The 3045-nt window shown below is 47.5% G+C and carries 4 protein-coding genes; 3 read left to right on the forward strand and 1 reads right to left on the reverse strand.

Features of this window, described 5'->3' with window-relative positions:
- Positions 1-97 precede the first annotated feature (97 nt).
- Positions 98-1318: an argininosuccinate synthase gene (locus Q0095_RS08235; protein WP_297883034.1), complete on the reverse strand. Its 1221-nt coding sequence runs from the start codon at positions 1316-1318 to the stop codon at positions 98-100.
- Positions 1319-1407: 89 nt separating this feature from the next.
- Here Q0095_RS08235 and Q0095_RS08240 point away from each other — a divergent pair, with 89 nt between their 5' ends.
- The 3 genes from Q0095_RS08240 to lptB are packed head-to-tail and all read left to right on the forward strand — an operon-like array spanning position 1408 to position 2759.
- Entirely contained in the window at positions 1408-1653 is a 246-nt protein-coding gene (locus Q0095_RS08240; RefSeq protein ID WP_297883036.1) for an RNA-binding S4 domain-containing protein, read from the forward strand.
- Positions 1637-2044, forward strand: a complete 408-nt coding sequence (tsaE, locus tag Q0095_RS08245) for a tRNA (adenosine(37)-N6)-threonylcarbamoyltransferase complex ATPase subunit type 1 TsaE (protein WP_297883038.1) — start codon at positions 1637-1639, stop codon at positions 2042-2044. Before Q0095_RS08240 ends, tsaE begins: the two co-directional genes overlap by 17 nt.
- Positions 2037-2759, forward strand: coding sequence for an LPS export ABC transporter ATP-binding protein (gene lptB, locus Q0095_RS08250; protein WP_297883040.1), 723 nt, complete (start codon positions 2037-2039; stop codon positions 2757-2759). Before tsaE ends, lptB begins: the two co-directional genes overlap by 8 nt.
- Positions 2760-3045: the final 286 nt, after the last annotated feature.

The raw sequence follows: 3045 nt of genomic DNA on the forward strand, positions 1-3045 counted from the left end.
GTTTTCATTAACCCGGTCTTTTAGGTTTATACGAAATTTTAAAATTTCGTTTTGTGAAATTTGCCTGCACACCTTGCCGCTATAGGCAAAATTTCAGCTAAAGCTTGCGTCCGTTCTTACCCGCGATGATAAATCTTAGCGCGCTTAGCTTGATAAATCCGTCGCCGTCTTTTTGATTAAAAACTTTATCCTCTTCAAACGTCACGAAATCGGTATTAAACAAACTATCGCTCTTGCTTTCCCTGCCCAGCACGGTAACGTTGCCCTTATAAAGCTCTAGCTTAACCTTGCCGTTTACGTGCTCTTGGGATTTGTTTATCAGCTCTTGAAGCAGCAAGCGCTCCGGGCTGAACCAAAAGCCGTTGTAGATGAGCTCGGCGTAGCGCGGCATCAGATCGTCTTTTAGATGCGCCGCACCGCGATCTAGCGTGATGCTCTCGATCGCGCGGTGAGCCTTTAGCATGATCGTGCCGCCCGGAGTTTCGTAGCAGCCGCGGCTCTTCATGCCGACGTAGCGATTTTCAACAAGATCGAGTCTGCCGATGCCGTTTTTAGCGCCAAGCTCGTTAAGTGCTGCCAGCATCTCGTGCGGCTTAAGCGCCTTGCCGTTTAGCTTTACGGGATCACCATGCTTGTATTCGATCTCGATGATCTCGCTCTTATCTGGCGCATTTTTAGGGCTTACGGTCCATCGCCACATATCCTCCTCAGGCGCATGGGCGGGATCTTCCAGCACCAAGCCCTCGTAGGAGATGTGAAGGATATTCGCATCCATCGAATACGGCGACTTGCCAGGCTTTGAGGCGATGTCGATGCCGTTTTTCTTAGCGTAAGCAAGCAGCTTCTCGCGAGAGTTCAGATCCCACAGCCTCCACGGCGCAATTACCTTAATATCGGGATTTAGCGCGTATGCGCCAAGCTCGAAGCGGACTTGATCGTTACCCTTGCCGGTTGCGCCGTGGCTTACGGCGTCCGCGCCGGTTTTTTTAGCAATTTCAACTAGCTTTTTAGCGATCAACGGGCGCGCGATCGATGTGCCTAAAAGATACTCGCCCTCATAAACTGCGTTTGCGCGAAACATCGGAAATACGTAATCGCGCACAAATTCCTCGCGCAGATCCTCTACGAAGATATTTTCCTTTTTGATGCCCAGTTTCACAGCTTTGTTTTTGATAGGCTCCAAATCCTCGTTCTGACCGATATCTGCAGTAAACGTCACCACGTCGCAGCCGTAAGTATCGCCGATCCACTTTAAAATAATACTAGTATCTAGTCCTCCGGAATACGCCAAAACGACCTTTTTTACATCTTTTGCCATCTCAAATCCTTTACGTAAAATTTGGCGAAATTCTACCAATAAATAGTTTAATAGTTGCTTTTAAGGCAAATATCGCTAAACTCACGCCTATGAGAATCGATAAATTTTTAAACGCAGTCAATATCACCAAGCGGCGCGCCATCAGCGAAGATATGTGCAAAAGCGGCGTCGTAACCGTAAACGGCATCGTAGTAAAGCCCGCCAAAGAGCTTAAAATCGGCGACATAATCACGATAAGCTTTTTAGATAGAAAACAAAGCTTTAAAGTCCTAGCCTTTCCTAACGCGAAAAATACGCCCAAAAGCGAGCAGGCAAAGTATGTCCAAGAGCTTTGAACTCATCTGCGGCGAGGATGAAATTTCACGCCTCGTGCAGGCTCTGCCAAAAAGCGGCATAATCTTGCTCATCGGCGATCTTGCCAGCGGCAAAACGACGCTTGCGCGTGCGATCGTGCGGGCGCATGGGTTAGACGAGCACGTGAACTCGCCTACATTTTCGATCATGCAAAACTACGGCGAAATTTATCATTACGACATCTATAACGGCGGCTGCGAGGGGATTTTAAAAAACGGACTATTTGAAAATTTATTTGAAGAGGGGCTTCATCTGATCGAATGGGCGGATGAAAATTTGATAAATTTACTTAAAAAATATGAGCTTGATTTTTGCGTAGTGAGGATCACGCCGCACGCGCAAGGGCGAAAATACGAGGTAAGCTATGCATAAACTGGAAGTCAGGGGTCTAAAAAAAACCATAAAAGGCACGCCGATCATTAAGGGCATCTCGCTAGAGCTTTACAACGGCGAGATCGTGGGGCTGCTAGGGCCCAACGGAGCGGGCAAAACCACGACGTTTTATATGATCTGCGGGCTGATAAGCGCTAGCGGCGGCGATATCTTGCTTAATGAGAGCAGCATCGCAAAAGTTCCACTTCATAAGCGCGCCAAGCTCGGCATCGGCTACCTGCCACAAGAAAGCAGCATCTTTAAGGAGCTTAGCGTTGAAGAAAATTTAATGCTCGCTGCAGAGATTACCTATAAAAATAAAGCCGAAGCCTCACGAAAGGTCGATGAGATGCTAAATCTGCTCAACATCGAGCCGATCAGATTGCGCAAAGGTGTGAGCCTAAGCGGCGGCGAGCGCAGGCGCTGCGAGATTGCGAGAAGCCTGATGATAACGCCGAAATTTCTACTTTTGGACGAGCCGTTTGCAGGCGTCGATCCAATCGCTGTTAACGATATCCAAAGCATCGTGCGCGATTTAAGCGATCTTGGCATAGGCGTGCTCATCACCGATCACAATGTCCGCGAAACGCTTGCGATCTGCGACCGCGCCTACGTCATCAAAGACGGCGAGCTGTTCGCAGGTGGCACCGCAAAAGAGATAGCCAGCGATCCGAATGTGCGCAAATTCTACCTCGGCGAGGATTTTAGCATCTAAGTCAGCCAGAGCGCTTTAGATTTTCACTTCCCGCTTCGGCGCGCGCATTAAATTTCTACGATTTAAATTTTACGATTTAAAATCCAAGCAAACGGCTGCGATTAGTCGTACGCGCGACACTTGATTTAAAATTTTGCATATTAAAATTTAAAGCCACTGCCACGACCGTACGATAGAGCGATTTTATTTTGTGCTTTAAATCTTAAAAGCCAATTTTATTGTCCGCGCCCGATTCTAAAGCTGGGGTTTAAATTTTACGCTTTAAATTTTTAAAGTAGTTATGGCG

The sequence above is a fragment of the uncultured Campylobacter sp. genome (genome assembly GCF_938045535.1).
Lineage (GTDB): Bacteria > Campylobacterota > Campylobacteria > Campylobacterales > Campylobacteraceae > Campylobacter_B.